This window comes from Caballeronia sp. LZ032 (assembly GCF_031451315.1).
In the GTDB taxonomy this organism is placed as follows: domain Bacteria; phylum Pseudomonadota; class Gammaproteobacteria; order Burkholderiales; family Burkholderiaceae; genus Caballeronia.
In genome coordinates this window covers 593,396-619,586 of sequence record NZ_JARUXP010000001.1, presented here as the reverse complement: position 1 = coordinate 619,586, position 26,191 = coordinate 593,396, and the positions used below count along the sequence as shown (strand labels likewise).

Below are 26,191 nucleotides of genomic sequence, written 5' to 3'. Positions count from 1 at the left end.
TGAGGAAGTGTCATGCGTCGCCCATGGTTCCGACAGTCGTCCAGATGGCCAATCGGTTCGGCACGACTCCTGTCTTGCGTGTTTCCCCTAGGTCCATCGCCATACAAATGTGCGCAATCGCGTAGACGGTCATTGCAGCGATCGAAACAATGAGCTTTCGAGCGGCCTTCACCAGGCGTCAGGAAGCCTTCGCGCGCGGGGCATGTCGAGGATGCCCGCCCGCGCGGCACCCGAAATTCGGGTTGCTCAGGACCTGCCGATGTCGTGGCTCGCTCGCGCGACGCATCGAACCCACATTCGAACAGGGGTGCGGCATGAATCGAACCGAATACTCGCTGTCGCTCGACTCCGTCATCTGCCTTCGCTGCAACACCCTCTCGCGTGCCGACGAGGACATGTGCCCGCAGTGCGGCGCCGATCGCCAGGGAGCGATCTTCACTTCCGCCGCCGAAACCGCGCCGGCCGCCGCCACGGACGAGCCCGCGGACTCGCCCGAACAGCTCGATATCGTCGACCTGCGCGACACGCACTGGCTCAAGCGCGCCGTGCGCCGCAAGATGGTGACGTCCTATCCGAGCGTCGCCGAGCCGGGCGACGAGCCGCGCACCTCGGCTCGCAAGCCCGCGCGGACGAGCATGGCGGTGCTGGTCGGCGGCGTCGTGGCCGGACTGGCGGCCGGAGGATATTGGTATGTCCATTCGGACGATGACGCCGATCCGGCGCAAGCCCGCCCGACGCTCAGCGCCGCTGGAACGATTCACTCCGGCGATCCGGTAACGGACCGGGCTGGCGACGCCCGGCAAGCTTCGCTGTCCCGCTCCCGATCCGATTCGACGCCGGCGTCTGTGCCGGCGGCCTCCGCGGCTCAGGCGACAGTGGGCCGCCCCCCGGCTACGCGAAAACCGGACACGACGCAGGCGCTCGCACAGGCTGGAAAGACTCCGGGACAGGCCGCATCCGCACCGACGGCCGTGGCGCGCAACTCGGTGCCGTCGGCGATGGCGCGCAGCGAGGTAGCCGTTGCAGCGACGGCCGCAAGCGCGCCGGCGGCGCTGACTGCAGGCGGCGCGTCGTCAGTTATGGCAAGCGCAGCCGGTTCTTCGCTCCGGGAAGTTGCGGCCGTGAAGCCGCCGGTCGGCGCGACCGCTGCGGCAAGTGCGCCGGTCGGGGCTGTCATCGCATCGACCACGACGTCAGCAGGCGAGCCTGTGACAAAGCCGTCGGCCGGCGCAACGAGCGCGGCGCGTCCGTCGACTCAACAGGTTGCAGCAGCGAAGTCGGTGCCCGGCGCGAACGCGTCGGCAAGTGCGCCGGGCACTCCCGGCACAACCAGTGCCGCGCGTCCGTCGCCTCAACAAGTTGCCGCCGCGAAGCCGCTGTCAACGCCGGTCGCGCCCGCAATTGCAGCAACAAACCCATCGTCCGACACGACCAACACCGCGCGCCCAGCGCCTCGGGAAGTCGCGGCCTTAACCCTGCTGCCCGGCGCAAACACTTCGGCAAGCGGTCCGGTCACGCCCGCGACGACCACGACCACGACCGCAGCCACGGCAGCGCCAAAGCCGGCGCCCATCGTGAACGCGGCGAAAGCGCCGAACACCGCCACCCTCACCGCCCGCCCCGCCGGCCCGACCCAACCCGAAGCCACTCCACCCAAAGCGCCCTCGATCGCCGCCCAGACCCCGCCCGCGCAACCCGCGAAGCCCGTCGCGTCGGCTCCATCGCCGTCCATCGCGCGCAATATCATCGCGGTGCAGCAAGCGCTCGCCAGCCGCGATCTCGCCTCAGCGCGCAAGCATCTGCGCACCCTCGACGCGAACCAGCCGCGCAGTCCCGAGATCCAGCAACTCTCGGCCGACCTGTCGCGTCAGGAACGCGCACGCGACAGCGCCATCGCGACCGCGCGCACCTGCGCTGCCAACAAGGAACCGTCGTGCGCGCTGCGCAACGCGCGCCGCGCCGTGTCGCTCGATCCGCGCAACGGGCAGGCGCAGGCCAGTCTGCGGCGCGCGCTCGCGGTGCAGAACGAGAGCAATACGGAGTACTTCCAGCAGGCCAGCGGCATCCCGAAGCCGGTCGTTCCCGCCATGACCTTCGACGGCCGCTGGAGCGTCGGCGCCCACCGCGCCGCCGCGCCGATCGCCACCGACACGCATCTGACGCTGTTCGGCTGGGGCGTGCCGACGGTATCGAAAGGACGTGGCGACGCTCACTGATCCGCGCCGCGCGGTTCGGACGACGCGCCGATTGCGAACCACAACGCCGGAATAGCGCTTCGCGCTCATCCGTTTGAAGGTGACGAAACCACTGACGGCGTCATGCCGAAGGAGTCACCATCATGCTGAACGGATTGCGGAGTCGTATCGCCGTGTGCGCGACGGGGCTCGTCATGCTGACGGCCCTAGTCTCGTGCGGCGGGTCCGACGACAACATGCCGGCGCCCACTCGCTTCAAGGCGTCGATCGTCGTGTCAGACGGCGCCATCGCCGCGCAGCACGCCGATCCGAATCTGAAAAACAGCTGGGGCGTCGCGTTCAATCCGAACGGCTTCGTCTGGGTCGCCAACAACGGCACGCAGACGGCCACGCTTTATGATGGCAACGGCGTCGTCCAGTAACTGCCCTTGCGCCGTCCCGCCGGGGGACGGCGCTTTCCGTCCCGCGCCCCACCCGGACTGAACGAAAGCGCACCTTGCTAGAATGCGCGCTTCAACTCAGCTCATCCGATGGACCTCGAAACCCTCCTCTTTTCCCAAGGCTTCGGGTCGCGCCGCCAGTGCCGCGGCATCGTGGCCGAAGGCCGCGTGCGCATCGGCGGCGTGGTGCGCGACGATCCGCGCGACGAACTCCCCGCCACACCCGGGCTCGCATTCGAAGTCGATGCAGAGCGCTGGATCTATCGCGAGAAAGCCTATATCGCGCTCAACAAGCCCGCGGGCTACGAATGCTCGCGCGATCCGCAACATCATCTGAGCATCTTCCACCTGCTGCCGGCGCAGTTCGCCGAACGCGGCGTGCAGGCGGTCGGCCGGCTGGATCAGGACACGACCGGCCTGCTGCTGCTCTCCGATGACGGCCCGTTCGTGCATGCGTTCACGTCGCCGAAACGCAAGGTGCCAAAGGTCTACCTGGCGACGCTGCGTTATCCGCTCGACGACCTGCAGCTCACGAAACTGCGCGAAGGTGTGCTGCTGCACGGCGAGACCCGGCCGAGCCCGGCGCTGGCAGCCGTCCGGCGCGACGAGCGGCTGCTGGAACTCACCGTGCTCGAAGGCAAGTATCACCAGGTGAAGCGCATGGTGGCGGCCGCGGGCAACCGGGTCGAGAAACTGCACCGCGAAAGGGTGGGCGGTTATGCTTTGCCGTCGACACTCGCGGAAGGCGCCTGGCGCTGGCTTGAAGACGCCGACCTGGCCGCCCTGCGCGGCGACCCGCTGAAGACGTCCTGAATTCACGGTCAGCCGCTCCTCGTCTGTTACGTGCTGCCGTGGTTCGCTCTGATTCTCCCGGCAATCGAATCGCGAGGACACACCATGCCCATTCTGGCCAGACGGCGGTTCATGTCGCTCTCGCTCGCCGTGCTCGCGGCCGGCCTCGGCAGCGGCGCGTCCGCAGCCGACGCGCAGGAAGACGAGCGCGCTGACGGGCTCGCCTATGGCGCGGCGCCGCGCCAGCGCCTCGATGTCTACGCGCCGGACCTCCGCAGCGGCGCCGGCCGTCCCGTCGTGGTGTATTTCTACGGCGGAAGCTGGCAGGCGGGCCAGCGCGCCGATGCACGCGGCATCGGCGAAACCCTGGCGATGCAGGGAATCGTCGCCATCGCGCCCGACTATCGCGTGTATCCGGAGACCATCTTCCCCGGCTTCGTCGATGACGCCGCCAGCGCCGTCCGCTGGGCCCGCGATCACGCCGGCGAATACGGCGGCGACCCGCGGCGCATCTTCGTCATGGGGCACTCGGCGGGCGCGCACATCGCCGCACTGATCGCCACCGATCCGCGCTATCTCGCGGCGCAGGGACTCTCGAAGGCTTCGCTGAGCGGCATGATCGGGCTTGCCGGGCCGTACTCGGCCATTCCGCCGCGCGAGCCGCACATGGCGGACATCTTCCCGGCGGCATTGCGCGCGCAGGCGCTGCCGATCGACTTCGTTTCCGGCAACGAACCCCCGATGCTCCTCGCCACCGGCACCGCCGACACGGTGGTCGAGCCGTCCAACAGCCTGCGTTTCGCCGACGCATTGCGCACCCACGACGTGCCCGTCGAGCTGAAAACCTATGCGGGATATGGCCACGGGCAGATCATCGACGCCCTTGCGCCCGGGCGCCAGACGGATTCGCCGGTGCTCGCCGACGTCACCGCGTTTATCCGCACGCATTGCGCATGCAAATCGGTGTAAGCACTAAAAGGCCGGCGCTGCAGCGCAGCATGCCTTCCGCGATCGACCCTCTTATACTGGTCTTACGGATACCAATAATGACTATCAAAAAAGCAGGAGGGCATCATGGTCTCCCACATGACTGTTGCGCTGATCGCGTTCGTCGCGCTGGGCGCTGTCCTCATCGGGGCATTGGCTGTCGTCATGCACGTGCGGCACCGATACTCCCCGAATCTGATCGGAGCGCTGATCGGCGCGCTGATGTGCTTTGTCCTGCTTGAAGCGCTTCCCGCGCTGATCTGACTCCAGCGACGCGCTAGCGCCGGGCCTCGGCGCGCAGGAAATCGTCGACGGTCGGATGCCGCAGCGCGATGCCCAGTTCGCGCTTCAGCCGCGCATTGCCGAGCCGCCGTGATTCGCGCATGAACGACAGCGTGACGGGTTCCAGTTGCGTCTCCGCTTCCTGCCGCGAGATGCGCGGCACGCGTGGCAGGCCGTGGGCATCGGCGACGCGGTCGAAATAATCCGCCATCCGCAGATCCGTGTCGTCCGACGCATTGAACACCCGTTGCGCCCAGCCGCGCGCCAGAGCACGCACGAGGATGGCGGCGAGATCGTCGGCATGGATGTGATTCGTGAAGACATCATCTTGCTCGATCAGCGCGGGCATGCGCCGTTCGATGCGCGCAAGCGGCAGGCGATCGGCGGCGTAAATGCCGGGAATGCGCACGATCGACACCCGCCAGCCGCTTTGCACACCCGCCGCGCGCAACTGCCGCTCCGCCGAAACGCGTCGCCGCGCGCGTTCGTTGGCGGGTCGCGCAGGCCAGGTTTCATCGATCTGCGCGCCGCCGCAATCGCCGTAGACGCCCGTCGTGCTGGCATACACGAAGCGCAGCCGCGCAGCGCGGCGCGCCTTGCGGATCATGGCCGCGCGCAGACCCTCGGGTACAATGAATGAGGTTTTTCCTGCGCGATCCGCATGCAGCCAGCGTCCACCCCCGCCGCGCGCCACCGAACGGCGCGGCGCGCGCAAGGCGGCGATCAGCGCACGGGTGCGGCGGTCCGTTGCGCCGTCGCGCGGCGGCGGCGCCAGATGAACCACGCGGCGCGCAAGCCCCGCGAGCCGCCCGAGGCTGCGGCGCCGGTCGAGGTCGCCGACCAGCGGCATCGCGCCGGCCGCGCGCAGTTCGCCGGCGCGCTCGGGATGATGCGTCAGCGCGAGAATGCGCGGCGCCGCAGCCTGCGCGTGAAAGAGCGGCAGCGTGCGCATGCCGACATCGCCGCAGCCGACAATCAGCACACGCGCACGGCGCAGAGTTCGAGTAGCAATCATCCGGGCATTCTATCCGCCGCCTGCCACACGCGTGCGGCGCGGCAAGGACACACGAGACAATTCACCCCTCGCAGAAATCGATCTATGGCTTTCAACGTAACGCTCCGGCAAAGCGGCCGGCAGTTTCAAGTAGAACCCGACGAACCGGTCCTGACGGCCGCGCTGCGCCAGGGCATCGGCCTGCCGTACGGCTGCAAGAACGGTGCGTGCGGTTCGTGCAAGGGTGCGGTCGTCAGCGGCGAAGTCGAACAGGCGCCGCATTCGTCGTCGGCGTTGTCGAACGATGAAAAAACCCGCGGCATGGCCCTGTTCTGCTGCGCGACGGCGCAAACGGACCTCGAGATCGACGTGCGCGAGGTGGCGGGCGTCGGCGACGTGCAGGTGAAGAAGCTGCCCTGCCGCGTGAACGCGCTCGAACGGAAAGCCGACGACGTCATCGAACTGAAACTGCAGTTGCCCGCCAACGAACGGCTGCAGTATCTCGCGGGGCAATACATCGAGTTCATCCTGAAGGACGGCAAGCGCCGCAGCTATTCGATGGCGAGCCCGCCGCATCACGAAGGTCCGCTCGAACTGCACATCCGCCACATGCCCGGCGGCACCTTCACGGACCACGTCTTCGGTGCAATGAAAGAGCGCGACATCCTGCGTTTCGAAGGCCCGCTCGGCACCTTCTTCCTGCGTGACGAATCGGACAAGCCCATCGTGCTGCTGGCATCGGGCACGGGCTTCGCGCCGATCAAGGCGATCATCGAGCACGCGGCGTTCAAGAACCTGAACCGTCCGATGACGCTCTACTGGGGCGGCCGCCGCGCCCGCGACCTGTACATGATGACGCTCGCCGAACAATGGGCGCGCGAGATCCCGAACTTCAAGTTCGTCCCGGTGCTCTCCGAACCCGATCCGGGCGACAACTGGAACGGCCGCACGGGCTTCGTTCATCGCGCTGTCATCGAGGATCTGCCAGACTTGAGCGGCTATCAGGTCTACGCGTGCGGCGCGCCCGTGATGGTGGAGTCGGCGCAGCGCGATTTCACGCTGCATCATCGCCTGCCGGAAGACGAGTTCTACGCGGACTCGTTCACCAGCGCAGCGGATCTCGCTCATCCCGTCTGACTTGCGGCATCGCCGGCACGCGGACAAAAAATCCGCGTGCACGGTTTACAGGCGGGAACGTCATAACGTATCCTTCGCGAATGATCAGAATCCTGAACGCACTTCGACGTCGCCGCTCGCCGCTCCCCTAGGGATGCCGCTGGCTCGTCAATCATCTGCGCTCTCGGTCTGATTTGCTCGAAGCGTACGAAATGAAGCCACGGAATTCCGTGGCTTTTGTTTTTTTCGCGCCGTCTTTTCTTTCGGTTTTTCTTCGTCTCGCACCCGCCTTCGTGGAGCCCGCTGTCATGAATTTCAATGAGTACCCCGTTGATTCGCTGATGTACATCACGAACCGTCCCGAGATCGTGTTCACGCACGGCAAAGGGTCCTGGCTCTACGACAACACGGGCAAGCGCTATCTCGACTTCATCCAGGGCTGGGCCGTCAACTCGCTCGGCCACTGCAACGAAGGCATGATCGAGGCGCTGGAGAAACAGGCGCGCACGCTGATCAATCCGTCGCCGGCCTTCTACAACGGTCCGATGGCCCAGCTCGCGGGCCTGCTCACCCAGCACAGCTGCTTCGACAAGGTGTTCTTCGCCAACAGCGGCGCCGAAGCCAACGAAGGCGCGATCAAGCTCGCGCGCAAGTGGGGCAGGAAGTTCAAGAACGGCGCGTACGAGATCATCACCTTCGATCACAGCTTCCACGGCCGCACGCTCGCCACCATGTCCGCCAGCGGCAAGCCCGGCTGGGACACCATCTATGCGCCGCAAGTGCCGGGCTTTCCGAAGGCCGATTTGAACGACATCGCGTCGGTCGAGAAGCTCATCAACGAGAAGACCGTCGCCGTGATGCTCGAGCCCATTCAGGGCGAAGGCGGCGTGATCCCGGCCACGCGCGAATTCATGCAGCAGCTGCGCGCGCTGACGAAGCAGCACAACCTGCTGCTGATCGTCGATGAAGTGCAGAGCGGCTGCGGCCGTGCGGGCACGCTGTTCGCCTACGAACTGTCGGACATCGAGCCGGACATCATGACGCTCGGCAAGGGCATCGGCGGCGGCGTGCCGCTCGCAGCGCTGCTCTCGAAGGCCGACGTCGCGTGCTTCGAACCGGGCGACCAGGGCGGCACCTACAACGGCAATCCGCTGATGTCGGCGGTCGGCCATTCGGTGATCTCGCAACTCGTCGCGCCGGGCTTCCTGGAAGGCGTGCGCGAAAAGGGCGAGTACCTGAAGCAGGAACTGCTGAAGCTGTCGGATGAGCGCGGCTTCAAGGGCGAGCGCGGCGAAGGCCTGCTGCGCGCGTTGCTGCTCGACAGCGACAAGGGTCCGCAGATCGTCGACAAGGCGCGCCTGATGCAGCCCGACGGCCTGCTGCTGAACGCAGCGCGTCCGAATCTGCTGCGCTTCATGCCCGCGCTCAACGTCACGAAGGACGAGATCGACCAGATGATGACGATGCTGCGCTCGGTGCTCGATTCGCTGTGATCATCCGCACGTTCGATGCAGGCGATCGCGAGACCGTGATCGCCCTGTGGCGCGAGGTATTTCCGGAGTACGCGGACGCCTCGCGCCCGCAGCGCAGTCCCGCGCTCTCCATCGACAACAAGCTGAAGACGCAGCCGGAACTGTTCTTCGTCGGCACGCTGGACGATGTGGTGATCGGCACGGTCATGTGCGGCTACGACGGGCATCGCGGCTGGGTGTATTCGCTGGCGGTCGCGCCCGCGCATCAGGGACGCGGCTTCGGCCGCGCGCTGATGCAGCATGTGGAGCACACGCTGGGCGCGCTCGGCTGTCCGAAGGTGAACCTGCAGATCATGGCCTTCAAGACCGACCTGCGCGGCTTCTATGAAAAGCTCGGGTACCGGATGGATGAAGTCGTGAGCTTGGGCAAGCGGTTATGAAAAAAGCCGGCTCTGAACTGCAAGAGCCGGCTTCTCTTCTTCAGCAACGAAGCGTCACTCGCCCAGATACGCGGCGCGCACCTTCGGATCGTCGAGCATGGTCTTCGCGTCGCCGGTCATCGTCACCGTACCCGAATCCATCACGTAGCCGCGGTTCGCCGCCTGCAACGCCAGACGCGCGTTCTGCTCCACCAGCAGCACCGTCAGGCCTTCCTTCGAGATCTCCCGCACCACTTCGAAGATCTTCTCGACCATGATCGGCGACAGACCCATCGACGGCTCGTCCAGCAGCAGCAGCTTCGGACGCGAGAGCAGCGCGCGGGCCATCGCCAGCATCTGCTGTTCGCCGCCCGAGAGCGTGCCCGCATACTGCGACGCACGTTCCTTCAGCCGCGGGAAGAAGCCGAACATGCGCTCGGTGTCCTTCTGAATGGCGTCCGTATCGTTACGCAGATAGGCGCCCATCTGCATGTTCTCGAGAATCGACATGCGCGCAAAGATGCCGCGGCCTTCCGGCACCATCGCGAGACCGCGCTTCAGCAGCTCGTGCGTCGGCACGCCCTTGATCGACTGGCCCATGTACTCGATATCGCCGCCCGAGTATGGCTTGAGACCCGTGATGGCCTTCATCGTCGTGGTCTTGCCCGCGCCGTTCGCGCCGATCAGCGTAACCAGTTCGCCCTGCCCCACTTCGAGATCGACACCCTTCACCGCCTGGATGCCGCCGTAATTCACCTGCAGACCCTTGACCTTCAACATCGCGCTTGTGGTCGCCATTTAGTGCACCCCCGCACCCAGATATGCCTCGATCACCTTCGGGTCCTTCTGCACGTCCTGCGGCAGACCCTCGGCGATCACCTTGCCGTAATCGAGCACCGTCATGCGGTTGCACAATCCCATCACCAGCTTCACATCGTGTTCGATGAGAAGAATCGTCTTGCCGTCCGAGCGGATCTTGTCGAGCAGACGCGTCAGTTCGACCTTCTCCGTCGCGTTCATGCCGGCGGCCGGTTCGTCGAGCGCGAGCAGCTTCGGATCGGTCGCGAGCGCGCGGGCAATCTCCAGACGGCGCTGGTGGCCATACGACAGGTTGCGCGACGTGTAGTCCGCGTATTGCAGCACGCCGACGTACTCGAGCAGTTCGAGCGCGCGTTCCTTGATCTCGCGCTCTTCACGGCGCTCGGCCGGCGTCTGGAACACCGCGCCGATCAGCCCGTGCCTGGTGCGCACGTGACGGCCGACCATCACGTTCTCCAGCGCGGTCATGCCGCCGAACAGACGGATGTTCTGGAACGTCCGCGCGATGCCCGCCTTCGCCACCTGATAGACGGCGGTCGGCGTGTAGGCCTGGCCGTCGAGCTTGAATTCGCCCGAATCAGGCGTGTACAGGCCGGTGATGACGTTGAAGAACGTCGTCTTGCCCGCGCCGTTCGGACCGATCAGGCCATAGATCTCGCCTTCCTTGATCTGGAGGCGCACATCGGACAGCGCCTGCAGGCCGCCGAAGCGCTTGTTGACGCCCGTGACGGACAGTCGTGTTTGCTTGTCGCTCATGTTCTTTCCCCCGCCTTAGGCACGCACCGGCTTCTTGCCGTTGCGCTTCGCGATCTTCGCGATCTTGTCTTCGTGTTTCGCGGCCGGCCACAGGCCTTCCGAGCGATACAGCATGATCAGCACCATCGCCAGGCCGTAGAGCAGCTGGCGGATGACTTCGGTATCCACAATCTGATGACCGAAGATCGCGTTCTGCAACGGACCCATGGTCGAACGCAGGAACTCGGGGAACACGGCGAGCAGCACCGCGCCGAGAATCACGCCCGGGATGTGGCCCATGCCGCCCAGCACCACGCACGCCAGCACGACGATCGATTCCCAGAAGGTAAACGATTCCGGCGACACGAAGCCCTGGAACGCGCCGAACATCGCGCCCGACAGGCCGCCGAACGACGCGCCCATCGCGAACGCGAGCAGCTTCACGTTGCGGGTGTTGATGCCCATCGCCTTGGCGGCGATTTCGTCTTCGCGAATCGCGGCCCATGCGCGGCCGATGCGCGAGTGCTGCAGACGCGTACACACCCAGATCACGATCAGCGCGCCGATCACGAACAGGTAGTAGTACATGTACACCGACGGGAACTTCAGGCCGAAGAACTCGTGTGTCTGCGACAGGTTGAAGCCTGCGATCGTCACCGGATCGATGCCCGTGATGCCCTTCGGACCGTTCGTGATGTTGATCGGACGATCGAGATTGTTCATGAAGATCCGGACGATTTCCCCGAAGCCCAGGGTCACGATCGCGAGATAGTCGCCGCGCAGACGCAGTGTCGGCGCGCCGAGCAGCACGCCGAAGGTCGCGGCGAGCGCCATCGCGCAGGGCACGATGATGAGGAACGGCACGTGCAGTCCGTTCGGCGCGAGATGCGCGATCCATTCGAACTGGGTCGTCAGCTGCGGCGAGGACAGCAATGCCGCCACATACGCGCCGACCGCATAGAACGCGATGTAGCCCAGGTCGAGCAGGCCGGCGAAGCCGACCACCACGTTGAGGCCTAGCGCGAGCATCACGTACAGCATCGCGAAGTCGAGCACGCGGACCCAGTAGTTGCCGCCAGCCGCGCCGATCACCATCGGCGCCGCAATGACGAATACGGCGGTGAGAATGCCGACGACGAGCGTCTTCGTCGTGTTCTTTTCGGGGATGAGCGTCGTGGACGGCTCAATCGGTTGAATCGAAGTCATTTTTCTGAGCTCCTCACACGAGGTTTAAGCGCGGTCCGCGACACGTTCGCCAAGCAGACCCGACGGACGGAACACGAGCACGATGATCAGCACGATGAAGGCGAACACGTCCTGGTAGTTGGACCCGAAGACGCCACCTGTCAGATTGCCGATATAGCCGGCGCCCAGCTGTTCGATGAGACCGAGCAGCACGCCGCCCACCATCGCGCCGCCGAGGTTGCCGATACCGCCCAGCACCGCCGCCGTGAACGCCTTCAGGCCGGGAATGAAGCCCATGTAGAAGTGCGCGTTGCCGTATTCCGACGCGATCATCACGCCCGCCAGCGCCGCCAGCGCCGAGCCGATCATGAAGGTCGCGGAGATCACGAAGTTCGGGTTCACGCCCATCAGCGAGGCGACGCCCGGGTTCTCGGCGATCGCGCGCATCGCGCGGCCGAGCTTGGTCTTGTGCACGAGGAGCAGCAGGCCCGCCATCACGAGGAACGCGGTCACGATGATGACGATTTCGGTCATCGAGATCACCGCGCCCGGACGGGTTTCGTCGGCGGCGATGACGTTGATCGGGTCGGTCGGCAGGAGCTGCGGGAAGGCCAGCGGATTGCGGCCCCAGATCATCATCGCGACGGTCTGCAGAAGAATCGAGACGCCGATCGCGGTGATCAGCGGCGCGAGACGCGGCGCCTTGCGCAACGGCCGGTATGCGACCTTTTCGATGGTGTAGCCGACGAGCGCGCAGACCACCGCGGCGACGACCAGCGCAATGGCCAGCATGATCGGTCCGGGCAGGCCGGGCATGTGGTTCTGCATGACCCCGATGGCCGACAAGGCGACCATCGCGCCGACCATCAGCACGTCGCCGTGCGCGAAGTTGATGATGCCGAGAATCCCGTACACCATCGTATAGCCCAGCGCGATGATGGCGTAGACGCTGCCAAGCACCAGACCGTTGATGATCTGCTGGATGAAAATATCCATTTAAAGCTCCTTAGCCCCGTGCGTTTCGATTCCGCCTTTATCGCCGGCCGATAAACCGGTGGGAAGCAAAATCTGAAGCGGCACTGCGCGTACTTTGAAAAAACCGATAAAGGTTGGTCGGTCGGTTGTCCAGCCGCGGCCGGATAAGGCGGCAGCCGTTCCCGAACGGATGCAAAAACGGCGCTGTCGGTGAAGCGCCGCCGGAACTGCCCACGCTTGCTGCTGCTACTGCTTGACGACGTCGAGCACGTCTTTCTTCTTGTCCTTGAAGTCGTAAAGCGTAATGGTCCCCGCCTTCAGGTCGCCCCGGTCGTCGAATGCGATATGCCCCGTCAGACCGTTGAAGTCGGTCGTGGCGATCGCCGCGAGCACCTTGGGCGCTTCGATGGAATTGGCGCGCTTCATTGCGTCGACGATCACGTACATCGCGTCATACGTGAACGGCGCGTAAATCTGCACCGGGGTGTGAAAGCGGGCTTCGTACTTCTTTTCGAAATCCGCTCCCTTGTCCATCTTCGAAAGCGCGAGTCCCGCTTCCGAACAGACGAGGTTCTGCACGGCGTCGCCCGCGAGCTCGGCCACCTTGTCGGTGCAGACGCCGTCGCCCGCCAGAATCTTCGCCTTGATGCCGAGCGCCGCCGCTTCCTTCGCGAAAGGGCCGCCCGTCACGTCCATGCCGCCGTACATCACCACGTCCGGCTGGATGCGCTTGATCTTTGTGAGAATCGCCTTGAAATTGCGCGCCTTCTCGGTGGTCTGCTCGCGCGCCGCGATCTTCACGCCGCCGGCCTGCACGGTCTTCGCGAATTCGTCCGCGAGGCCCCGGCCGTAGGCAGAGGCATCGTCCACCACCACGACCCTCTTCGCGTGCAGCGTCTTCATCGCATAGCCGGCCAGCACGGGGCCCTGCAGCGCATCGGTGGAAACGAGCCGGAAGGTCGTCTTGTAGCCCTGCTTCGTGTATTCCGGATTGGTCGTCGACGGCGAGATCTGCGCAATGCCGGCATCGCTGTAGATCTTCGACGCCGGAATCGACACGCCCGAATTCATATGGCCGATCACCGCGACCACGTGGTCATCGACCAGCTTCTGCGCCGCTTCCGTGCCCGTACGCGGGTCGGCGGCGTCATCCTGGCTGTCGAGTTCGAGGCGAATCGAATGCCCGTCGATCGTCAGCCCTTGTGCGCTGATCTCTTCCAGCGCGAGCCGCGCGCCGTTTTCGTTGTCGCGGCCGAGATGCGCCTGCAATCCCGTCAAAGGCGCGACATGACCGATCTTCACGACAGTTGTTTCAGCCGGAGCCGGCGCGGACGCAGCCGCCAATGCCGCGGCACTCGCTGCCGACGCCGCCGTGCTCGCCCCGCCTTCGTCCTTCTTGCCGCATGCGGTTGCCATTGCAACCGCAGCCGCGATGGACACGGCGTGAGCAAACTTGAATCGCATCAATAAGGTCTCCCGCGCCTTCAAAAAACAGTGGTCCGGAACCCTTAGGCCTCAAGACGCGCGCATTGTAACGCTAAATATGAGACGAGCAATATTCTTGCGTGGCGGGGTTTTCCAGCATTGCAACCGCCTCTTGCGTGCGACTTTCCATGTATGGCGCAACCGGGTTGCAATTGCATTTTTTGCAGCAGTTGCACCATTACGCGACGAGGGGTTTTTCAGTGGGTGAAGATGGCTTCGTCCGGTTATCGGATCTGCGGGCAAACCCTTAAGGGATTTAGAAGGAAGCATTGGATCCGCAGCAGGGCCGGAGAAGGAATTTACGCTTGGTTCCAGATCGGCTAGCAGGGTTCCGTGTTCTTTGGCAATCTTTGATGCACGCGAAAAAAAACGCCCGGAGGCGCTTTTTTCTTGTTCGGCTTCGCTGCTTTACTGCGGCAACGACAGACCGCGCGGCAGCGGGAAAGCGATAGTTTCCTCGATGCCCTCCAGCGAACGCACGCTGCGCACGCCGAGTTCGCGCAAGCGCGCGATCACCGCCTGCGCCAGCACTTCCGGCGCCGACGCGCCCGCCGTCACGCCGATACGCTTCTTGCCTTCCACCCAAGCCGGGTCGATCTGCGTCGGCGAATCGACCATATAGGAAGGAATGCCGCGCTTCTCGGCCACTTCGCGCAGACGGCTGGAATTCGAGCTGTTCGGGCTGCCGACCACGATCACGACATCGCATTGCGGCGCGAGGAACTTGACCGCATCCTGGCGATTCTGCGTCGCATAGCAAATGTCCTGCTTCTTCGGTTCCTTGATGTCGGGATACTTGCTCTTCAGCGCGTCGATGATGGCCGAGGCGTCGTCGACGGAGAGCGTCGTCTGCGTGACATAGGCGATGCGCTTCGGATCGGGCAACTCGAGCTTCCGCACGTCCTCGATATCCTCGACGAGATGCATGCCCTCGCCGGACTGCCCCATCGTGCCTTCGACCTCGGGATGCCCCTTGTGGCCGATCATCACGATGTCGAAGCCTTCCTGGCGCATCTTCGCCACTTCCATGTGCACCTTGGTGACGAGCGGACAGGTGGCGTCGAACACTCGCAGACCGCGCGCTTCGGCTTCGCCGCGCACGGCCTTCGAGACGCCGTGCGCGCTGAAGATCAGCGTGGCGCCTTCGGGGACGTCGGCGAGATCCTCGATGAAGATCGCGCCCTTCTTGCGCAGATCCGCGACCACATAGGCGTTGTGCACGATCTCATGGCGCACGTAGATGGGCGCGCCGAACAGCTTGATGGCGCGCTCGACGATCTCGATCGCGCGGTCCACGCCCGCGCAGAAGCCGCGCGGCTGCGCGAGCAGGATTTCGACGTCGGTCTGAACTTCGTTGAGGCTTTCGGTCAGGCTCATGGCTTACAGGATTCCGATGATTTTCACTTCGAAGACGAGCGCCTGGCCCGCCAGCGGGTGATTGAAATCGAACAGCGCGGCCGTCTCGCTCACTTCCTTCAGCACGCCCGCGTAGCGCCCGCCGTTGGGCGCGTTGAATTCGACGAGATCGCCGGGCGAAAAATGCTCGCCGATCATGCTGTTCTCGCGCAGGGTCGCGAGCGACACCCACTGGACGAGTTCCGGATTGCGCGGGCCGAATGCCTGCTCCGGCGCTAGCTGAAAGGTCGAATGGTGGCCGACCTTCAGGCCCAGCAAAATCTCTTCCAGTGGCTCGGCGAGTTGCCCGGCGCCCAGCAGCAGCGTGGCGGGCTTGTCGGAGAAGGTGTTGACGACGTCCGCACCATCGGCAAGCGCGAGCCGGTAATGAAGCGTGACGTGCGAACCGGGTTTCACCTGGGAGATATCGATGATGCTCATGAGTATTGGATCTAGCCGTTCAGTCGGATGCGGACGGCGGCCCCCGCTTGCGGCGGCACGCCGGCGCGAAGCGGCGAACCGCGCGGCGCCGGGGCATTGCGGGCGCCAAAACCGCCATTGTAAGACAGAGTTGTGTCGGGACGCGTCACGCGGCTTCGGCTTGCGTGCGCTCACGCGCGTGACAAAAGGTCTCGACACAGGTCTTGCCGGGCGTTCCCGCCGCATCGGTGTCGCGGTACGCGGTGTTTTCCGGTGAGCGCCGCCAAATTGCGGCTTGTCCGCACGCAGCCTCGCTTGCAGCCGGCAGACGGGCCAGCAGCGGAACCAGCGGCGGAGCCAGCAGCGGGGCCAGCAGCCCGGCCGGAGCACGATCCGCTGCCGGCCGTCACGCCCATTCGCACCTGGGCCCGTGCCGACCGGCCGCGCGAACGCCTGCTCGACGCCGGCCCGACCTCGCTGTCGGACGCGGAATTGTTCGCATTGTTCCTGCGTTCCGGCGTGCCGGGATCGACTGCCATCGATCTCGCCCGCCGGCTCCTGCGCCGCTTCGGTTCGCTGCGCGGCGTGCTGGACGCGTCCGCCGGCGAACTCTGCGAGGAACGCGGCATCGGGCCGGCGCGCGCCGCCACGCTGCTCGCGGTCTCCGAACTGTGCCGCCGGGCGCTGGCGGAGCGAACCCGCGAGCGCGAAGTGCTGAATTCGCCGGGCATCGTCGAGGATTACCTGCGGCTGTCCATCGGCACGAAGCCTTACGAAGTCTTCGTCTGCCTCTATCTGGATGCGCGCCATAAGCTGCTGCTCGCCGAGGAATCGGCGCGCGGTTCGCTCACGCGTGTCGCGGTGTATCCGCGCGAGATCGTGCGGCGGGCGCTGACGCTCAACGCCGCGGGCCTGATCGTCGCGCATAATCACCCGTCCGGCGGCGTCGAGCCCAGCGCCAACGACCGCGCCCTGACCCGCACGCTGCACGACGCGCTCGCCCTGGTCGACGTGCGCCTGCTCGATCATCTCGTGGTCGCGACCAACGAAGTGCTTTCGTTCGCGCGCCACGGCTGGCTGTGACGGCGCTCCACCGCGCCGGCGAGTCCAAAAGGTTTGATAATGCAGCGTTTTTTCTGCTAGAATCCTCGTTTGCTTTTTTCCACCAGCCTGTTCTGAGTAACGGTGAACTGAGCGCAGTCCTCATTGGCATAACCGTGCTGCCAAATCCCCGATGGGCAAATCGGGCGATCAGAGGCATCGAGAGGTAGAGGAAGAAGAGGAAACAGTTTCCTCGAAACCCATTATCAATCGGGCGTTCGACTCAGACTTAACGTGTATTAGGAGTGTCCTCATGGCACGCGTATGCCAAGTAACTGGGAAAGGCCCGATGTCGGGCAACAACGTTTCCCACGCAAACAACAAGACCAAGCGTCGTTTCCTGCCGAACCTGCAGAACCGCCGTTTCTTCGTTGAAAGCGAAAATCGCTGGGTCCGTCTGCGCGTCTCGAACGCCGGTCTGCGCCTGATCGACAAGAACGGTATTGACGCCGTGCTCGCAGACCTGCGCGCACGCGGTGAAATCTAAGGAGCACGCACATGGCCAAGGGCGCACGCGACAAGATCAAGCTGGAATCGACCGCAGGCACGGGTCACTTCTACACGACGACCAAGAACAAGCGCAACATGCCGGAAAAGATGGCGATCAAGAAGTTCGATCCCGTCGTCCGCAAGCACGTTGAGTACAAGGAAACCAAGATCAAGTAAATCTTGATGTTGAGAGCCTGAACGAAGACACCGGAAAGCCCCGCCATCGCGGGGCTTTTTGTCGTTCTGACGCCTGCTTTTCATCCGTTTTTCACACACTCGTACGCGGGTTTTCGCTGTCCCTCATTCTTCCCGCGCGCTATGCTTCCCGGCTATCGATCGGCGACCAGTAATCGGACGGAGAAGCGGCAGCATGAATTTCGATGTAGTGATCGTAGGGAGCGGACTCGCGGGCCTGAGCGTCGCGTTGAATCTGGCCGAAACGCGGCGCGTCGCGATCCTCGCCAAGCGCGCGGCGAACGTGGGCGCGAGCGACTGGGCGCAAGGCGGCATCGCGGCGGTGCTCGATTCGGGCGATAGCGTCGACGAACACGTCGGCGACACGCTCATCGCCGGCGGCGGCCTGTGCGACGAAGCCGCTACCCGCTTCATCGTCGAGAACGGGCGCGCGGCGATCGAATGGCTGATCGAGGAAGGCGTGCCCTTCACCCGCGACCTGTCCGCGGAACTCGGCTTCCATCTGACGCGCGAAGGCGGCCACAGCCATCGCCGCATCATCCACGCCGCCGACGCCACCGGCCACGCCGTCGTCACCACACTCGGCGAACGCGTGCGGCGCCATCCGAACATCACCATTCTCGAAGATCATCACGCGATCGACCTGATCACGTCCGACCGGCTCGGCCTTCCCGGGCATCGCTGCCACGGCCTGTACGCGCTGGACGTGAACACCGGCCGCACCGTGACCCTGCAGGCGCCGCACACGGTGCTCGCCGCCGGCGGCGCGGGCAAGGTCTATCTCTACACGACCAATCCGGACACCGCCACCGGCGACGGCATCGCGATGGCATGGCGCGCGGGCTGTCGCGTTGCGAACATGGAGTTCATCCAGTTCCATCCGACTTGCCTCTTCCATCCGTACGCCAAGTCGTTCCTGATCTCCGAAGCCGTGCGCGGCGAAGGCGGCATCCTGCGGCTGCCGGACGGCACGCGCTTCATGCCGGCCCACGACGAGCGCGCCGAGCTCGCGCCGCGCGATATCGTCGCGCGAGCGATCGACTTCGAAATCAAGAAGCGCGGCATCGATTGCGTCTATCTCGACATCAGCCACCAGCCGCGCGCCTTCCTCGAAGAACATTTCCCGACGATCCTCGCGCGCTGCCAGGAATTCGGCATCGATATCGCCAAGGAGCCGATTCCCGTCGTGCCTGCCGCGCATTACACCTGCGGCGGCGTCGTGACCGATCTCGCGGGGCGCACCGACCGGCCGGGGCTCTATGCGGTCGGCGAAACCTCGTACACGGGCCTGCACGGCGCGAACCGGCTGGCGAGCAATTCGCTGCTCGAGTGCCTCGTGGTGGGCCGCGCGGCGGCGCAGGCCATCGAAGCCGAAGGCTTTTCCAACGGCTGTCACGCCGAATTGCCCGACTGGGACGAAAGCCGCGTGTCGGACCCGGACGAGGAAGTGGTCGTCGCGCACAACTGGGACGAATTGCGGCGCCTGATGTGGAATTACGTCGGCATCGTGCGCACGGACAAGCGTCTGGCACGCGCGCAGCATCGCATTGCCCTGCTGCGCGACGAGATCCACGAGTATTACGCGAACTTCAAGGTGAGCCGCGACTTGCTGGAACTGCGCAACCTGGTGGACGTGGCGTCGTTGATCGTGGAAAGCGCGTGTTCGCGACGCGAGAGCCGCGGCCTGCACTACAGCCGCGACTGGCCGGAAACGCTGCCGAAGGCGCTGCCGACCGTGCTCACGCCGCCGGCCGCCCGCCGCACGAGTCTTTAAACGAGGCGCATGGAGAAATCGGCCGCGCGCACGTCCTTCGTGAGCGCGCCGACGGAAATACGGTCGACGCCCGTTTCGGCAATCGCGCGCACCGTCTCGAAGTTCACCCCGCCCGACACTTCCAGCAGCGCGCGCCCGGCCGTGATGCGCACGGCGTCGCGCATGGCGTCGAGCGTGAAGTTGTCGAGCAGGATCGATTCCGCGCGATGCGCCAGCGCCGTCTCGAGCTGCTCCAGCGTTTCCACTTCGATCTGGATCGGCACGCCGGCCTGCAGCGCGAGCGCCGCGTCCATCGCCGCGCCCACGCCGCCCGCCGCCGCGATGTGGTTTTCCTTGATCAGAATGCCGTCGTACAGCGCGAGCCGCTGATTCGCGCCGCCGCCCACGCGCACCGCGTATTTCTGCGCGAGCCGCAGGCCCGGCAGCGTCTTGCGCGTGTCGAGAATGCGTGCGCGCGTGCCCGCGATGGCATCGACGTAACGGCTCGTCGCCGTCGCCACGCCCGACAGCAGTTGCAGAAAGTTGAGACCGTTGCGCTCGGCGGTCAGCAGCGAGCGCGCCGCGCCATGCAGCAGGACGACCGGCGTGTTCGCCGCCATCCGTTCGCCTTCGCGATACTGCCATTCGACCTCGATGGCCGGATCGACGCGGCGCATCACTTCGTCGAACCAGGGCACGCCGCACAACACCGCGTCCTCACGCACGATGATGCGTGCCGTGCGGCGCGCGCCGGCCGGCACGAGACGGCCGGTGTGATCGCCGCTGCCGACGTCCTCCTCCAGCGCATCGACGACATTGCGGGCCAGCGCCGCCTGTAACACCTCGCCGTACTGCGCGCGGATTTCTTCGAAGATCGGGGACACGGACATCAGGCAGCTCCTACCTGGGTGTACAGCGACGCGTCTTTCGCGAGGTCGCCGCTGGCCTGCACGCGCTTCTTGTGGCGCGCCGCGAAGTCGAGCATGCGGTCGATCGGCACGCGCGCGCGCACGCCGATGGCCGCATCGACGTGAATCTCGTTGTGACCGCGTTCGAGGACATCGGCGAGATTCGCCAGGCCGTTCATCGCCATCCACGGGCAGTGCGCGCAGCTCTTGCAGGTGGCGCTGTTGCCGGCAGTGGGCGCTTCGATGAAGGTCTTGCCCCGCGCGGCCAGTCGCATCTTGTGCAGGATGCCGAGATCCGTCGCGACGATGAAACGCTGCGCGTCCATACGCACGGCGGCGTCGATCAGCTGCGTGGTCGAGCCGACGACGTCCGCGAGCGCCACGACGCCTTCCGGCGATTCGGGATGCACGAGGATCTTCGCGTCCGGATACTCGCGGCGCAGCAGATCCAGTTCGATGCCCTTGAACTCGTCGTGGACCAGACACGAGCCCTGCCACAGCAGCATGTCCGCGCCCGTCTTCTTCTGGATGTAACCGCCCAGATGGCGGTCCGGCGCCCAAAGGATCTTTTCGCCGCGCGCGTGAAGGTCGGCGACGATTTCGAGCCCGATCGACGAAGTCACCATCCAGTCCGCGCGCGCTTTCACCGCGGCGCTGGTGTTCGCATAGACGACGACGGTGCGGTCCGGATGGGCGTCGCAGAAGGCGGAGAATTCATCGGCGGGACAGCCGAGGTCGAGGGAACAGGTGGCGTCGAGATCCGGCATCAGCACGCGCTTGTCCGGGCTCAGGATCTTGGCGGTCTCGCCCATGAAGCGCACGCCCGCTACCACCAGCGTCTTCGCCGCATGATCGCGCCCGAAGCGCGCCATTTCGAGTGAATCGGCGACGCAACCGCCGGTTTCGTCAGCGAGTTCCTGGAGTTCGGCGTCGACATAATAGTGCGCCACCAGCACCGCTTCTTCCCGCTTCAGGAGGGCGCGAATGCGTTCCTTCAAGCGGCGCCTTTCTTCCGGCGACGGCGCTTCGGCCACCCGCGCCCAAGCTTCGCCCACACCGCAGGTCAGGCCTTGCGGCCGGTCATACTCGATGCTTCTGATCGCTTCCATGTCTCCGATCCCCACGCGCAACGGCTGCACGATTCGCTGCAAATCCGACCGCACAAAAACAAAGACCCCGCCAGAGCGGGGTCATGTGACGTCACGGAATTTTAACGGATAACGCGCGTCAGGCGTAGCGGCGCAGGCGCAGCGCGAAGTCTTGCAGAGCCTTGATGCCGCTCTCTTCCGCGCGATGGCACCAGTCCTGCAACTGGGTCACGAGCTGTTCGCGGGAAGCGTTCGAGCGATCCCAGATGGCCGAGAGATCCTTGCGCAATTCGATGAAGGTGCGCAGGCGCTGATTGTCCGAGGTCAGCTCCGGAAGCTGCTTGAGCTGCGGCTCGTTCAGGCCATCTTCTTCCTTGTGGAACCACTTGCGGGCGCCGCGCATCAGCTGATACTTCTCGCGCGCGCCGGCTTCCTTCAGCTTGGCGAGTTCCTGCGCGTACGCGCGCTTGAGCGCCTTGCCATAACGCGCCATCACTTCATAACGGTTCGACAGCACCGCCTGCAGCGTGTCCTGGTCGACCACGGCCTTGCTTGCGGCGAGCTTCGGCGTGGGCGCAACCTTCTTGACCTTGGCGAGACGCAGCGCCGACATGATGCGGATATACATCCAGCCGATGTCGAACTCGTACCACTTGCTCGAGAGCTTCGCCGACGTTGCGAAGGTGTGATGGTTGTTATGCAGTTCCTCGCCGCCGATCAGGATGCCGATCGGGAAGATGTTGGTGGACGCATCCGACGAATTGAAATTGCGATAGCCCCAGAAGTGCGCGAGACCGTTGACGACGCCGGCTGCCCAGAAGGGGATCCAGATCATCTGCACGGCCCACACCGACAGCCCGACGATGCCGAACAGCGCGACGTCGATCACCATCATGACGCTGATGCCGAGAATCGGATAACGCGTGTACAGATTGCGCTCGAGCCAGTCGTTCGGCGTGCCGTGGCTGAACTTGCGCATCGTTTCCTCGTTCTTGGCCTCGGTGCGATACAGTTCGGCGCCTTCGAGCAGCACCTTCCAGATGCCGCGCGTCTGCGGGCTGTGCGGATCTTCTTCGGTCTCGCACTTCGCGTGGTGCTTGCGGTGAATGGCGGCCCATTGGCCGGTGAGCATGCCTGTGGTCATCCACAGCCAGGCACGGAAGAAGTGGCTCGCGGCGGGATGCAGGTCCAGCGCGCGGTGCGCTTGGCAGCGGTGCAGATAGACCGTGACGCCCACAATAGTGATGTGCGTCATCACCAGCGTGAACAACAGAATCTGCCACCAGGAGAAGTCCAGCAATCCGTTGGCGAGAAAATCGAGGGAAGAATTCAGCAAGGCAATTTACCTGTGTAGCTGTGAAATTCGGAAAAAACGGCCGGACAAACAGGCTTAAATCTGACGCTAAGCAGCCTGTTGGCCACGTGAAAGGATCCTTCGCAAGTTCGATCGCATTCTACTGCAAGCGTTCCAAGTCTTTGTCCTAAAGGTGAATTTTTTTGCATGTTAGCAAAACAAGAAAAAACTCACGCCTCGAACTGATGTTGTTTCCGGCTCCAGATCGACGATTCAGCCGCCAAGCGGTACATCCGGACCGGGGATCACACCGTCGGCGAAGCGCCCGTACCGCGGCCGGCGGTATTAAGTACCGAATCGCCCGTGGCCGGCGCCGCACCGTCGATAATCCGTATCTCGCGCTGCGCGTACGGGATTTCAATGCCGTGCTCACAGAATAAACGCCAAACCGCGCGATTCACCTGTGACCTTACGCCGCCCGTGCCCTTTGCGGCGTCGACAATCCAGAAATTCAGCTCCAGATTGATGCCGTCCGCGCCGAAGCTCGCCAGTAGCGCCGCCGGCGCCGGATCCTGCAACACGCGCTCGATACCCAGCGTGGCTTCCTCGAGAAGGCGCATCACGCGTTCCACGTCGCTCCGATAGCTCACCTGCACCGCAATTTTCGCATTGCCGCGCGTAAGGTACGACGAATGGTTCTGCACGACATCGGTGATCAGCTTCTCGTTCGGAATCAGCGTTTCGATGCCGTCCAGCCCGCGCACCACCGTATAGCGCGTGCGGATCTGCGTCACCGTGCCCTGGCTGCCGCTCACGTTGATCATGTCGCCGAGTCGCAGCGAGCGGTCCAGCAGGATGATGAAGCCCGACACGTAATTGCTCGCGATCTTCTGCAAGCCGAAGCCCAGTCCCACGCCCAGCGCGCCGCCGAACACCCCGAGCACCGTGATGTCGATGCCGACGATCGACAGGCTCACCAGAATGGCGGCGAGGATCATCAGCGCGCGGCCGACCCGCGCCAGCACCACTTTCAGATTGGCGTCGAGCGAGCGGGCGCGCATCAGGCGGTCGTCGAGCAGCGCGCCGGCCCACATCGCGACGATCAGCGTCACGCACACCCACAACACGCCCGACGCGAGCGACAGCAGTGTCATGTGCGCATTCGCGACGTTGAAGCGCACACTCGCCATCCACTCGACGACATCGTCCTGAATGCCCATCACGGTGAGCACCATCACGACCCAGACGATCACCGTAACAAGTTTCTCGAACAGATAGAGCAGCGCGCCGGCGTCGTCCTCCGTCTCGCCGCGCCGGAACACGCGTCGCACGACATAGAACATCGAATAGATGACGGCGATGCCGCACAGCGGCACCAGCGCGAGACGCAGGAACGCCGTGTGGATGAACGGCGCGAGCGCCACCTGCGCGATGGACACGAACACCGCGCCGAGCAGCGGGAACAGCGCCTTGTTGAGGCTCTCGGCGCCGAAGCGCACCGCCTCGAAGCGCGACTGACGGCGCGCATCGAGCTTCTTGCGCAGGATGCGCGCGCACCACCACGCCACCGCCAACAGCCCGGCCAGCGCCGCGACCTGCCAGATCACCTGCGGCTCGCCGAAATCGCGCGACAGCCGCGCGGTCAGCTCGGGCAGGAAGCGGGGGTCCATGCGCGCGGCGGCTTACGCCGGCTCTTCTTCAGCCGGCTTTTGCTTCTTCGACGCGTCCGGCACGCGTTCCAGCACGGCGGCGAAAAAGCCGTCGGTGCCGTGCTTGTGCGGCCACAGCGACAGATAGTCGCCCGTGTCCAGGTCGATGCGCTGCTCCGCGAGCACGTCGCGCGCGGGCACGACGCGGAAGTTCGGATGCGTCTCGAGGAACTGCTTGACGACGCCTTCGTTTTCCGCGTCGAGCATCGAGCAGGTGGCGTAGACGAGACGGCCGCCGTTCTTCACGAGGCGCGCGGCGCTGGTGAGAATCGACAGCTGCTTGGGCGTCAGTTCCGCAACCGAATCCGGCGACTGGCGCCACTTGAGATCCGGATTGCGGCGCAGCGTGCCGAGTCCGGAACACGGGGCGTCGACGAGCACGCGGTCGATCTTGCCCGCGAGACGCTTGATCTTCGCGTCCTGCTCGCTGTCGATCAGCACGGGATTCACGTTGGACAAGCCGCTGCGCGCGAGCCGCGGCTTGAGCTTGGCGAGACGCCGGTCCGAGACATCGAACGCGTAGAGCCGGCCGGTCGAGCGCATCATCGCGCCGAGCGCCAGCGTCTTGCCGCCCGCGCCCGCGCAAAAATCGACGATCATCTCGCCGCGGCGTGGCGCCATCAGCGAGCAGAGCAGCTGGCTGCCTTCGTCCTGCACCTCGATCCAGCCTTCCTGGAACGGCGCAAGACGCGTCAGCGCGGGCTTGCCGCCCACCCGTACGCCAAACGGCGCGAACGGCATCTCGCCCGCGTCGATACCGGCGGCGGCCAGCGCCTTCAGCACCTCTTCACGGCTTGCCTTGATCGGGTTCGAGCGCAAATCGAGCGGCGCCGGATAGTTCAGCGCGGCGGCGAGCTGCGCGAGCTCCTCGGGCTCGAAGCGCTTGCCGAGCGCCTCGAAGATCCACTGCGGCAGATTCGTGCGCACGCGCACCGGCAAACTGGCAGGGTCGATCTTCGACACTTGCGCGAGCCATTGATATTCATCCGCCGACACGAACGGCTTCAGCGCCGACAAACCGGCCGTCTGCATCAGGCCGAGCAGCGCGAGGCGGCGCGCCTGGTTGCCGCTGCCGCTTTCCGCGAGATGCGAAAACTCCATTTTCCGGCGCAGCACGGCGAACACCGCTTCGGCGATCACGCCGCGCTCGCTATGTCCAAGCTTAGGATGCGCGCGGAAGAAGCGGCTGGTCGCGGCATCGGCGGGGCCGGAGAAGCGCAGCACATCCGCCAGCAGCGTTTCGGTTTGTCCAATCAGAAATCCATGCAGCCTCATACGCCCTCCCCGGCAATGTCGGCAAAGAGCCATTGCGGCTCAGACGGCGTGAGGGCGACGCGTTCGCCCTCGATAGAAAGACGCCCCTCGATGAACCAGCGCACCGCGCGCGGGTAGATGACGTGTTCGACGGCCAGCACGCGCGCGGCGAGCGCCGCGGCGTCGTCGCCGGCGAGCACCGGCACGGCGCCCTGCGCGACGATCGGCCCGTGATCCAGCGTCGGCGTCACGAAATGCACGCTTGCGCCATGCACGCGCACGCCGGCGTCGAGCGCCTGCTGATGCGTGCGCAGCCCCGCGAAGCACGGCAGCAGCGACGGATGCACATTGAGCATGCGCCCGGCATAGCGTTCGACGAAAGCGTCGGTCAGCACCCGCATGAAGCCCGCGAGCACGACGAGATCCGGCGCGAAGCGGTCGATTTCCCGGGCGAGCGCCGTGTCGAACGACGCCCGGCTTTCGAACTGACGATGATCTACCACGATGGTTTCAATGCCGTTCGCCTGGGCGAAACCCAGGCCGGCGGCATCAGGCCGGTTTGCAATGACCGCCTGGACCCGGGCCGGCCAGCCCTCGCGCGCGCAGGCGCGCACGACGGCCTCCATGTTGCTGCCCCGTCCGGAGATCAGAATGACGATTTTCTTCATCCGCCGATTTTATCATCCGGC

At 64.9% G+C, this 26,191-nt stretch carries 25 protein-coding genes and 1 pseudogene; 12 read left to right on the top strand and 14 right to left on the bottom strand.

Annotation, left to right across the window (positions count from 1 at the left end; all coding sequences use genetic code 11):
- Window positions 1-314: 314 nt before the first annotated feature.
- The 5 genes and pseudogenes from QCE69_RS02855 (at window position 315) to QCE69_RS02835 (ending at window position 4,678) form a co-directional block, all read left to right on the top strand.
- Window positions 315-2,216 carry a hypothetical protein gene (locus QCE69_RS02855; RefSeq protein ID WP_309929365.1) on the top strand — a complete coding sequence of 634 codons (1,902 nt, stop codon included), beginning with the start codon at window positions 315-317 and terminating at the stop codon, window positions 2,214-2,216.
- 122 nt (window positions 2,217-2,338) lie between these two features.
- Window positions 2,339-2,614, top strand: a pseudogene (locus QCE69_RS02850) (TIGR03118 family protein); the annotation flags it as partial.
- A 111-nt stretch (window positions 2,615-2,725) separates the two neighbouring features.
- Window positions 2,726-3,448, top strand: coding sequence for a 16S rRNA pseudouridine(516) synthase (locus QCE69_RS02845; RefSeq protein WP_309929363.1), 723 nt, complete (start codon window positions 2,726-2,728; stop codon window positions 3,446-3,448).
- Window positions 3,449-3,532: 84 nt separating this feature from the next.
- Window positions 3,533-4,396 carry an alpha/beta hydrolase gene (locus tag QCE69_RS02840; RefSeq protein ID WP_309929361.1) on the top strand — a complete coding sequence of 288 codons (864 nt, stop codon included), beginning with the start codon at window positions 3,533-3,535 and terminating at the stop codon, window positions 4,394-4,396.
- Between the two features lie 105 nt (window positions 4,397-4,501).
- A complete protein-coding gene (locus tag QCE69_RS02835; RefSeq protein WP_309929359.1) occupies window positions 4,502-4,678 on the top strand; it encodes a hypothetical protein in 177 nt (58 codons plus the stop codon).
- Window positions 4,679-4,691: 13 nt separating this feature from the next.
- Here the strand turns inward: QCE69_RS02835 and QCE69_RS02830 are convergent, their stop codons facing one another.
- Window positions 4,692-5,711, bottom strand: coding sequence for an NAD-dependent epimerase/dehydratase family protein (locus QCE69_RS02830; RefSeq protein WP_309929356.1), 1,020 nt, complete (start codon window positions 5,709-5,711; stop codon window positions 4,692-4,694).
- Window positions 5,712-5,795: 84 nt separating this feature from the next.
- Here QCE69_RS02830 and QCE69_RS02825 point away from each other — a divergent pair, with 84 nt between their 5' ends.
- From QCE69_RS02825 to QCE69_RS02815, 3 genes are all read left to right on the top strand, one after another.
- Window positions 5,796-6,827 carry a CDP-6-deoxy-delta-3,4-glucoseen reductase gene (locus tag QCE69_RS02825; protein ID WP_309914227.1) on the top strand — a complete coding sequence of 344 codons (1,032 nt, stop codon included), beginning with the start codon at window positions 5,796-5,798 and terminating at the stop codon, window positions 6,825-6,827.
- A 287-nt stretch (window positions 6,828-7,114) separates the two neighbouring features.
- Complete coding sequence (locus QCE69_RS02820; RefSeq protein WP_309914224.1) at window positions 7,115-8,299, top strand: acetylornithine transaminase; 1,185 nt, start codon at window positions 7,115-7,117, stop codon at window positions 8,297-8,299.
- Complete coding sequence (locus tag QCE69_RS02815) at window positions 8,296-8,718, top strand: GNAT family acetyltransferase (RefSeq protein WP_309914221.1); 423 nt, start codon at window positions 8,296-8,298, stop codon at window positions 8,716-8,718. Before QCE69_RS02820 ends, QCE69_RS02815 begins: the two co-directional genes overlap by 4 nt.
- A 54-nt stretch (window positions 8,719-8,772) precedes the next feature.
- Here the strand turns inward: QCE69_RS02815 and QCE69_RS02810 are convergent, their stop codons facing one another.
- The 7 genes from QCE69_RS02810 to QCE69_RS02780 form a co-directional block, all read right to left on the bottom strand.
- Window positions 8,773-9,477: an ABC transporter ATP-binding protein gene (locus QCE69_RS02810; RefSeq protein ID WP_404984706.1), complete on the bottom strand. Its 705-nt coding sequence runs from the start codon at window positions 9,475-9,477 to the stop codon at window positions 8,773-8,775.
- An 18-nt stretch (window positions 9,478-9,495) separates the two neighbouring features.
- Window positions 9,496-10,272, bottom strand: a complete 777-nt coding sequence (locus tag QCE69_RS02805) for an ABC transporter ATP-binding protein (protein WP_309914219.1) — start codon at window positions 10,270-10,272, stop codon at window positions 9,496-9,498.
- Between the two features lie 15 nt (window positions 10,273-10,287).
- Entirely contained in the window at window positions 10,288-11,457 is a 1,170-nt protein-coding gene (locus QCE69_RS02800) for an ABC transporter permease subunit (protein WP_309914218.1), read from the bottom strand.
- 24 nt (window positions 11,458-11,481) lie between these two features.
- On the bottom strand, window positions 11,482-12,432 hold the full coding sequence (locus tag QCE69_RS02795) for a branched-chain amino acid ABC transporter permease (RefSeq protein ID WP_309914216.1): 951 nt from the start codon (window positions 12,430-12,432) through the stop codon (window positions 11,482-11,484).
- 225 nt (window positions 12,433-12,657) lie between these two features.
- Window positions 12,658-13,875, bottom strand: coding sequence for a branched-chain amino acid ABC transporter substrate-binding protein (locus QCE69_RS02790; protein ID WP_309929355.1), 1,218 nt, complete (start codon window positions 13,873-13,875; stop codon window positions 12,658-12,660).
- 429 nt (window positions 13,876-14,304) lie between these two features.
- On the bottom strand, window positions 14,305-15,273 hold the full coding sequence (gene ispH / locus QCE69_RS02785) for a 4-hydroxy-3-methylbut-2-enyl diphosphate reductase (RefSeq protein WP_309914212.1): 969 nt from the start codon (window positions 15,271-15,273) through the stop codon (window positions 14,305-14,307).
- Between the two features lie 3 nt (window positions 15,274-15,276).
- Window positions 15,277-15,732: a peptidylprolyl isomerase gene (locus QCE69_RS02780; protein ID WP_309830868.1), complete on the bottom strand. Its 456-nt coding sequence runs from the start codon at window positions 15,730-15,732 to the stop codon at window positions 15,277-15,279.
- A gap of 294 nt (window positions 15,733-16,026) precedes the next feature.
- On the opposite strand from QCE69_RS02780, the gene radC reads away from it, so the two are divergent.
- The 4 genes from radC to nadB all read left to right on the top strand — a co-directional run bounded on the left by radC (window position 16,027) and on the right by nadB (window position 19,270).
- Window positions 16,027-16,794 carry a RadC family protein gene (radC, locus tag QCE69_RS02775; RefSeq protein ID WP_404987233.1) on the top strand — a complete coding sequence of 256 codons (768 nt, stop codon included), beginning with the start codon at window positions 16,027-16,029 and terminating at the stop codon, window positions 16,792-16,794.
- A 271-nt stretch (window positions 16,795-17,065) separates the two neighbouring features.
- Window positions 17,066-17,299, top strand: a complete 234-nt coding sequence (gene rpmB, locus QCE69_RS02770; protein WP_008351171.1) for a 50S ribosomal protein L28 — start codon at window positions 17,066-17,068, stop codon at window positions 17,297-17,299.
- An 11-nt stretch (window positions 17,300-17,310) separates the two neighbouring features.
- A complete protein-coding gene (rpmG, locus tag QCE69_RS02765) occupies window positions 17,311-17,478 on the top strand; it encodes a 50S ribosomal protein L33 (protein WP_006478046.1) in 168 nt (55 codons plus the stop codon).
- Between the two features lie 193 nt (window positions 17,479-17,671).
- Window positions 17,672-19,270, top strand: coding sequence for an L-aspartate oxidase (gene nadB, locus QCE69_RS02760; RefSeq protein WP_309929354.1), 1,599 nt, complete (start codon window positions 17,672-17,674; stop codon window positions 19,268-19,270).
- Here the strand turns inward: nadB and nadC are convergent.
- The 6 genes from nadC to purN form a co-directional block, all read right to left on the bottom strand.
- The gene (nadC, locus tag QCE69_RS02755; RefSeq protein ID WP_309929351.1) at window positions 19,267-20,139 is read right to left on the bottom strand and encodes a carboxylating nicotinate-nucleotide diphosphorylase; all 873 of its coding nucleotides are present in this window, start codon (window positions 20,137-20,139) and stop codon (window positions 19,267-19,269) included. The genes nadB and nadC overlap by 4 nt on opposite strands.
- Entirely contained in the window at window positions 20,139-21,266 is a 1,128-nt protein-coding gene (nadA, locus tag QCE69_RS02750; RefSeq protein ID WP_309929348.1) for a quinolinate synthase NadA, read from the bottom strand. Before nadA ends, nadC begins: the two co-directional genes overlap by 1 nt.
- Window positions 21,267-21,384: 118 nt before the next feature.
- On the bottom strand, window positions 21,385-22,581 hold the full coding sequence (locus QCE69_RS02745; protein WP_309914203.1) for an acyl-CoA desaturase: 1,197 nt from the start codon (window positions 22,579-22,581) through the stop codon (window positions 21,385-21,387).
- A gap of 263 nt (window positions 22,582-22,844) precedes the next feature.
- Window positions 22,845-24,209, bottom strand: coding sequence for a mechanosensitive ion channel domain-containing protein (locus tag QCE69_RS02740; RefSeq protein ID WP_309929345.1), 1,365 nt, complete (start codon window positions 24,207-24,209; stop codon window positions 22,845-22,847).
- Between the two features lie 12 nt (window positions 24,210-24,221).
- Window positions 24,222-25,523 carry an RsmB/NOP family class I SAM-dependent RNA methyltransferase gene (locus tag QCE69_RS02735; RefSeq protein ID WP_309914198.1) on the bottom strand — a complete coding sequence of 434 codons (1,302 nt, stop codon included), beginning with the start codon at window positions 25,521-25,523 and terminating at the stop codon, window positions 24,222-24,224.
- Window positions 25,520-26,170, bottom strand: a complete 651-nt coding sequence (gene purN / locus QCE69_RS02730; protein WP_309914195.1) for a phosphoribosylglycinamide formyltransferase — start codon at window positions 26,168-26,170, stop codon at window positions 25,520-25,522. Before purN ends, QCE69_RS02735 begins: the two co-directional genes overlap by 4 nt.
- Window positions 26,171-26,191 lie beyond the last annotated feature (21 nt).

What these genes read in the sequence shown, in the direction of transcription:
- QCE69_RS02830 (WP_309929356.1), bottom strand. Translation starts at nt 5,711, where the DNA reads ATGATTGCTACTCGAACTCTGCGCCGTGCGCGTGTGCTGATTGTCGGC.
- QCE69_RS02780 (WP_309830868.1), bottom strand. Translation starts at nt 15,732, where the DNA reads ATGAGCATCATCGATATCTCCCAGGTGAAACCCGGTTCGCACGTCACG.
- QCE69_RS02740 (WP_309929345.1), bottom strand. Translation starts at nt 24,209, where the DNA reads ATGGACCCCCGCTTCCTGCCCGAGCTGACCGCGCGGCTGTCGCGCGAT.
- nadA (WP_309929348.1), bottom strand. Translation starts at nt 21,266, where the DNA reads ATGGAAGCGATCAGAAGCATCGAGTATGACCGGCCGCAAGGCCTGACC.
- QCE69_RS02795 (WP_309914216.1), bottom strand. Translation starts at nt 12,432, where the DNA reads ATGGATATTTTCATCCAGCAGATCATCAACGGTCTGGTGCTTGGCAGC.
- QCE69_RS02810 (WP_404984706.1), bottom strand. Translation starts at nt 9,477, where the DNA reads ATGTTGAAGGTCAAGGGTCTGCAGGTGAATTACGGCGGCATCCAGGCG.
- QCE69_RS02835 (WP_309929359.1), top strand. Translation starts at nt 4,502, where the DNA reads ATGGTCTCCCACATGACTGTTGCGCTGATCGCGTTCGTCGCGCTGGGC.
- nadB (WP_309929354.1), top strand. Translation starts at nt 17,672, where the DNA reads ATGAATTTCGATGTAGTGATCGTAGGGAGCGGACTCGCGGGCCTGAGC.
- rpmG (WP_006478046.1), top strand. Translation starts at nt 17,311, where the DNA reads ATGGCCAAGGGCGCACGCGACAAGATCAAGCTGGAATCGACCGCAGGC.
- nadC (WP_309929351.1), bottom strand. Translation starts at nt 20,139, where the DNA reads ATGTCCGTGTCCCCGATCTTCGAAGAAATCCGCGCGCAGTACGGCGAG.
- ispH (WP_309914212.1), bottom strand. Translation starts at nt 15,273, where the DNA reads ATGAGCCTGACCGAAAGCCTCAACGAAGTTCAGACCGACGTCGAAATC.
- QCE69_RS02820 (WP_309914224.1), top strand. Translation starts at nt 7,115, where the DNA reads ATGAATTTCAATGAGTACCCCGTTGATTCGCTGATGTACATCACGAAC.
- rpmB (WP_008351171.1), top strand. Translation starts at nt 17,066, where the DNA reads ATGGCACGCGTATGCCAAGTAACTGGGAAAGGCCCGATGTCGGGCAAC.
- QCE69_RS02800 (WP_309914218.1), bottom strand. Translation starts at nt 11,457, where the DNA reads ATGACTTCGATTCAACCGATTGAGCCGTCCACGACGCTCATCCCCGAA.
- QCE69_RS02845 (WP_309929363.1), top strand. Translation starts at nt 2,726, where the DNA reads ATGGACCTCGAAACCCTCCTCTTTTCCCAAGGCTTCGGGTCGCGCCGC.
- QCE69_RS02790 (WP_309929355.1), bottom strand. Translation starts at nt 13,875, where the DNA reads ATGCGATTCAAGTTTGCTCACGCCGTGTCCATCGCGGCTGCGGTTGCA.
- QCE69_RS02825 (WP_309914227.1), top strand. Translation starts at nt 5,796, where the DNA reads ATGGCTTTCAACGTAACGCTCCGGCAAAGCGGCCGGCAGTTTCAAGTA.
- QCE69_RS02735 (WP_309914198.1), bottom strand. Translation starts at nt 25,523, where the DNA reads ATGAGGCTGCATGGATTTCTGATTGGACAAACCGAAACGCTGCTGGCG.
- QCE69_RS02855 (WP_309929365.1), top strand. Translation starts at nt 315, where the DNA reads ATGAATCGAACCGAATACTCGCTGTCGCTCGACTCCGTCATCTGCCTT.
- QCE69_RS02805 (WP_309914219.1), bottom strand. Translation starts at nt 10,272, where the DNA reads ATGAGCGACAAGCAAACACGACTGTCCGTCACGGGCGTCAACAAGCGC.
- purN (WP_309914195.1), bottom strand. Translation starts at nt 26,170, where the DNA reads ATGAAGAAAATCGTCATTCTGATCTCCGGACGGGGCAGCAACATGGAG.
- QCE69_RS02840 (WP_309929361.1), top strand. Translation starts at nt 3,533, where the DNA reads ATGCCCATTCTGGCCAGACGGCGGTTCATGTCGCTCTCGCTCGCCGTG.